The organism is Cellvibrio sp., from assembly GCF_053579595.1.
Window position 1 is genome coordinate 1 of the sequence record NZ_JBRFPI010000319.1, and the last position, 5,426, is coordinate 5,426.

The 5,426-nt window shown below is 47.7% G+C and carries 5 protein-coding genes and 1 tRNA gene; 2 read left to right on the top strand and 4 right to left on the bottom strand.

Annotated elements, in window-relative coordinates; translation table 11 throughout:
* From ACWA6V_RS16665 to ACWA6V_RS16675, 3 genes are all read right to left on the bottom strand, one after another.
* Positions 1–250, bottom strand: a 250-nt coding sequence (locus ACWA6V_RS16665; RefSeq protein ID WP_449523545.1) for a hypothetical protein, incomplete at its 3' end; no start/stop codon positions are given.
* A gap of 19 nt (positions 251–269) precedes the next feature.
* Positions 270–1,283, bottom strand: coding sequence for an adenosine deaminase (add, locus tag ACWA6V_RS16670; protein WP_449523546.1), 1,014 nt, complete (start codon positions 1,281–1,283; stop codon positions 270–272).
* A 319-nt stretch (positions 1,284–1,602) separates the two neighbouring features.
* A complete protein-coding gene (locus ACWA6V_RS16675) occupies positions 1,603–2,343 on the bottom strand; it encodes a DJ-1/PfpI family protein (protein ID WP_449523547.1) in 741 nt (246 codons plus the stop codon).
* A 379-nt stretch (positions 2,344–2,722) separates the two neighbouring features.
* Between ACWA6V_RS16675 and ACWA6V_RS16680 the strand changes: the two genes are divergently transcribed.
* A complete protein-coding gene (locus ACWA6V_RS16680; RefSeq protein WP_449523548.1) occupies positions 2,723–4,198 on the top strand; it encodes a hypothetical protein in 1,476 nt (491 codons plus the stop codon).
* Positions 4,199–4,334: 136 nt separating this feature from the next.
* Here ACWA6V_RS16680 and ACWA6V_RS16685 read toward each other — a convergent pair.
* Positions 4,335–4,411 (bottom strand) — tRNA-Met (locus ACWA6V_RS16685).
* 160 nt (positions 4,412–4,571) lie between these two features.
* Between ACWA6V_RS16685 and ACWA6V_RS16690 the strand changes: the two genes are divergently transcribed.
* The coding region (locus ACWA6V_RS16690) for a 3-phosphoshikimate 1-carboxyvinyltransferase (protein WP_449523549.1) at positions 4,572–5,426 on the top strand (855 nt) is incomplete at its 3' end.

Below are 5,426 nucleotides of genomic sequence, written 5' to 3' on the forward strand. Positions count from 1 at the left end.
TACCGGTAATGGCGATAATTACCGGTTTGCCGTGAAGTTTTCCTTGCCAATAGGGAATACCCCAAAGAGATTTTTTCTCGGGGTTTTCCAATGCTTCGGTCAATACCGGAATTTCTTGTGGTACAGCGCCGAGAATAACAATGGTGTCGGTAGCTTCATAATATTTGGGTGTGTCATTCGCATAACTGATAGTCGCTACAGCGACCGAGAGCGTGATAGATACCAATAGCCGCAAAAAAATAGTCATCATGTTTCTCTTGCATAAAGCATTATTGAATGGACGCATTCTGTATATAAGCGCCCAGCTTTTGTAGGTAAGTCATTTTTTCCTCATCCGGTAACCAGGCTACGCGGAATGCGTTGCCAACCAAAATGGCAATCTCCTCGGCAGTAAAATTACCTTCGCGCTGAAGCTCGACTAAATTTTCATTGAGGTAGGCGCGGAAGTAAGCCGGGTCATCGGAATTAATGGTGGCGAGCATACCTTTCTCGAGCATGCGGCGAATTTCATTTGATGTGAGCGACTGGACTACAAAACGGTTGGATACCGGACACACAGTCAAGCCCAAGCCTTTGGTTTTAATCGCTTCGCAGAGCGCGTCACTTTCCAGCGAGTTAACACCGTGATCAATACGGTCTACCACAATCTCATCCAAACACTGGCCAATATGCAGCAAGGTATTTTGTTGGTTGACATCGCAGTGCATCGTGAGTTTTAAACCCATCTCCCGCGCTTTCTTAAATACTTCAGCGAATTTAACCGGCGGATTATTTTTTTCGTCTGAGTCCAACCCTACACCCACTAACCATGCGAGATAAGGTTCAGCCATTAATAAATGTTCCATGGCCGACTCGGCACTCATATCGCGCAAGAAACACATAATCAGCTGGCTCTTGATGCCGAGTTTCGCTTCAGCATCTTCCTGCGCGGCGCGAATGCCATGCATGATCACCCCAAATTCCACGCCGCGACTGGTGTGGGCCTGGGGATCAAAAAATAATTCGGCGTAAAGTGTATTTTGGCTATAAGCCTTGCTCAGGTAATTCCACGTCAACTGATAAAAATCTGCTTCATCGCGCAGCACTTTCATCGCACCGTAATAAATTGTCAGGAACGATGGCAGATCATAAAAATCGTAAGCGGCAATTAATTCTTCCGGTGTCTCATAACCCAGCTCGATATTGTTTTTGCGTGCAAGGGCAAAACTGAGTTCCGGCTCAAGGGTGCCTTCCAGATGCACATGTAATTCGGCTTTCGGCATATTCTCGATAAACGCTTGCATACGCAGCTCCGCAGCAAAAGGCTGATTAATTCATCACTGCTGGCTCTACAGCAAATTCCGTTCCCGATTTATCAGATTTGGAAAATTAGCTGACCATATGGGCAGGAAATTAAAATCCTGACCGAATTAAGGGTAAGTGGTGCACTGAATTGTTTCGCGCACGGCCTATTTTGCGCGAATAGCGGTCATTTCTCTTCTGCCAGCGTGGGCTTGCGAATCCGTAAGCCGAAAGTTTGTTGGTTATCTAATTGCCTTGGGAATAATTCTGACCAGCCATACGGTTTTTGCGTGGCAATTCTGCACAATAGAACTGCAGAGGTTATCGGCTGGAGGGAACACTGGCCTGCTGCGGATAATAAATGGCCGTGTCAGGATTTCTATGCCAATCATATTCAGCTGCTTTAGCGGCAACCTCTGCGACGGCTCTGCCTGCTAAACGTGATACCAAATGAAAGGCCATATCGGTGCCTGCGGAAACGCCTGCGGAGGTTACATATTTTCCTGCATCAACCCAGCGAGAAACATTATCCCAGCGCACGTTAGGCCCGAATTGCGTAACCCATGCAAACGCCTGATGGTTGGTTGCCGCCGGCTTGTCATCAAGTACGCCTGAGCGAGCCAGTAATGCAGCTCCGGTACATACGGATGTCATAATTGGAACTAATTGATCCATTATTTTTATCCACTGCATTAACTCATTAAATGCATGGGGGTTATTGGTTTCCATGCCCATAAGTGTTCGAACACCCTGGCCGCCTGGAATCATTAATACATCAAATGATTGTTCCAGTGCTTCATCGCGAAACCAATCCGGTGTTACACGCGCGCCGTTATAGCTTCTGACAGCTTGGGGCTGGCCATGCGCAGCACAGTTTTTTTCTTCGGTGGATATCAATTCAATTTGAAACGGATAGGGCGCGGGGTCTGAATAATTTGTACCAATAAAGCGTGAAATAGAAAATGCTTCGATAAACCCCCACACATCAAGCGGTTCAAAATCGGGAAACACTAAAATACCGATTTTGATTGTGGGTGGAAGTTGCGCAGGAGTATTTTCCATGGTGAAGCTCCAATGAAAGTGAAGGTGCGTATGCTAATTTACTTATTGCTAGCTACCTATTATGCCGGACTACATTTTTATATAAAAGCAAGCTGCATATTTTTTGATGCCACAGTGTGTATTTCACTCGGCTTAATCACAAAATGAGCTGCCGGCTTATTAATCTGTATTGCTAGGATACAAAAAAGTAGTTGTCCAATAATGTGTGGAATTTAATGTGAATTAGGAGGGGTGGTGATACCGCTGTGTAGAAACGATACGGGTAAATAAATTTTTTGTCGCTTCAATATTTATTTTTAATATTTGTAATCAAGTGTAATAACCAACACACAAATAGTTATCTACGCTCAAGTTTCATTTAATCATCAAGGGTGGTGTTATGAAGCTAAGAAGGTTGTTGGTGTCGTCTTGTTCGTTAATCGCATTGTCGATATCTGCTGCTGCGTCGGCAAAACCAGTGCCTCTTCCTGATCCGGGAATTAAAGGTTATAGCTTTCCGGAAAATAAAGAAAAATTAATGACGTGGATTAATGCAGGTAATTCCAACGAAATTTATTTGCATGGTTGGGGGTTGTGGACATCCTTAACGGCACCGAGTGGGCAAAATGAATACGGATTAAAAAATGTTCCGGTATATCTGACCTGGTTAACACCAGCGGAAATTGCTGCTTTGCCGCGCTTGAAAGCCACTGAAAAGAAAGTGGATTCACCTGCTAAACGAACATTTTTATTGGAAAAACCAAGGCAATTAACGCACAAAACAAAAGGGCTGGAACAAGCGGCTACGGCAGTTAAGTCTTCTGCTGCTTCCTCCTCAGTTACTCCTTTGTCTATCCGTGATACCAATATTGTTGTCACCATGGGGTACGATCCGGCAGCACAGGATTTTGCCTATCACAACAATTTGTTTTCGCTGAAGGCGCTGCAAGCTTTCTATAACAGTGGAAGCGGTAATATTCGTTCGATTCCTGTGTTTCCAAATAATGCCGTTACCGTTAAACCCACTTACAAAGTCATTACCAAAGCGAATATGCTCAATGGCTCTATTTATGTGATGCCCGCGTGGCCAGGTACTCCGCCCGTTGTGACCCCGGAAATTAGTGCAAACGGTTTTCCCGAAACATCTTGGCCTGGTTGCGTGTATATCAATACCAAAAATACCGGAACCTCTACGGCTGCATCTGTCGATAAAGACTGTACTGCTGGCTCTAATGCTTCGAATACTTATGGCCTAGGTGATTTTGTGCATTACCCTGTCACCAAAGACAATATTGCAGCATTTAACGTACTCGTTAGCGGACAAGAAAAATTAGTGGTGGGTGATGTGATTGTCTTGATAGCGATGCATGTGACCTCGCGGGAAATTGACGAATGGACTTGGCAAACCTATTTCTGGACGCCGGACCCAACCACTCCTCCATTACCCAGCTCATCAGCAATTGCCGGTGCACGACCTGCACAATTGACGGGCGCTGCTGCGCATTATGCGATGGCGATTGGATATCAAATGGTAACGCCCAATCAACCAGCAGTCGGTGGGCAAAGTGTCGGTGGTCCGGTCGTAGCCTACAACCCTTACCTTGAGGCGGGTTTTAATGCAGCTACGTTTGGAACTCCTCCCGTGAATGTAGGAATTTTAGCGCCCGGAAGCCAAACGCCTTATATGGCAACGGTAGGCATTCAAACTAATTGCATGACGTGTCACGGAAACGCAACGGTAGATCCATCGAATCCTAACCCCAACACCAATGCATTGCCTTATCTCACGAACTTCTATGTGTCGCGCGAAGATCAGAGTTTTAAAGGTTTCCTGCAATTGGATTTCCTTTGGTCAATTCAGGGGACTGCTAAGTAGGTAAGGGGGGCTGTGTGCGAGGATGGTTAATTCATCCTCGCGCTTTTGGAAAAATTGAAAGCTGACTGACTGATTTGTTAAATGGTCAGCCAATAAAAAAGCCAGCAAGGTATTACCCAAGCTGGCTTTTCAAATATGGTAGCTAGAGGCGGACTTGAACCGCCGACCCCAGCATTATGAGTGCTGTGCTCTAACCGGCTGAGCTATCTAGCCATAAATGAGGCGCGCATTTTGGCGATAGAGGGGCTGACTGTCAACCCCAAATTCATGGTTGGCGAGAAGTTCAGGGATGCGGGCGAGGACTGATGCGGGTATGATGCGCACTTTCTTTTTTTGGCCCCGCTCGGCCCTTCACTTTATAAACAGGTCTACGATGGAATTTCTCGATCTCGCTCCCGTCACCCGCGCCCAGGGCACAGTGCAATTGCCCGGTTCCAAGAGTATCTCCAACCGCACCCTGCTGCTGGCGGCGCTGGCCTCAGGCGAGACGGATATCCGCGATCTGCTGAAATCTGATGATACCGACCGCATGCTGGAAGCCTTGGCGGCGCTGGGTGTGAGTGTGACCAAAACCGGCGAGAACGATTATCGCGTGGTGGGTACTGGCGGCAGCTTCCCTAATAAAGAGGCAGATTTGTTCCTCGGCAACGCCGGAACGGCGTTTCGCCCGCTGACGGCGGCGCTGGCGCTGAGCGGTGGTACTTACAAATTGCACGGCGTTGCACGTATGCATGAGCGTCCGATTGGCGATTTGGTGGATGCATTGCGTCAGATAGGCGCGGACATTACCTATCTCGGGCAGGAAGGCTTTCCGCCGCTGCTGATCAAGCCCGCCCAAATCGCCGCTAATGGCAGCATCAAAATTCGTGGTGACGTCTCCAGCCAATTCCTTACGGCCTTGCTGATGGCATTGCCGATGACCGGCAAAGAAACCCAAATCGAATTGGTGAGTGAGCTGATCTCCAAACCCTATATTGAAATCACCCTCAAATTGATGGCGCAGTTCGGCGTAAACGTAGTGCGCGATGGCTGGGAGCGTTTCACTGTTCCAGCGGCGACCGGTTATGCCAGCCCCGCGACTGTGTATGTAGAAGGCGATGCATCTTCTGCGTCTTATTTCCTCGCTGCGGGTGCTTTAGGTGCTGGCCCATTGCGCGTGCAGGGTGTGGGTGCCAAGAGTATTCAGGGCGATGTGGCGTTTGCCGATGCGCTCGCAGAAATTGGAGTG

Coding starts and splice junctions, on each gene's coding strand:
- ACWA6V_RS16675 (WP_449523547.1), bottom strand. CDS start 2,343: ATGGAAAATACTCCTGCGCAACTTCCACCCACAATCAAAATCGGTATT.
- add (WP_449523546.1), bottom strand. CDS start 1,283: ATGCAAGCGTTTATCGAGAATATGCCGAAAGCCGAATTACATGTGCAT.
- ACWA6V_RS16680 (WP_449523548.1), top strand. CDS start 2,723: ATGAAGCTAAGAAGGTTGTTGGTGTCGTCTTGTTCGTTAATCGCATTG.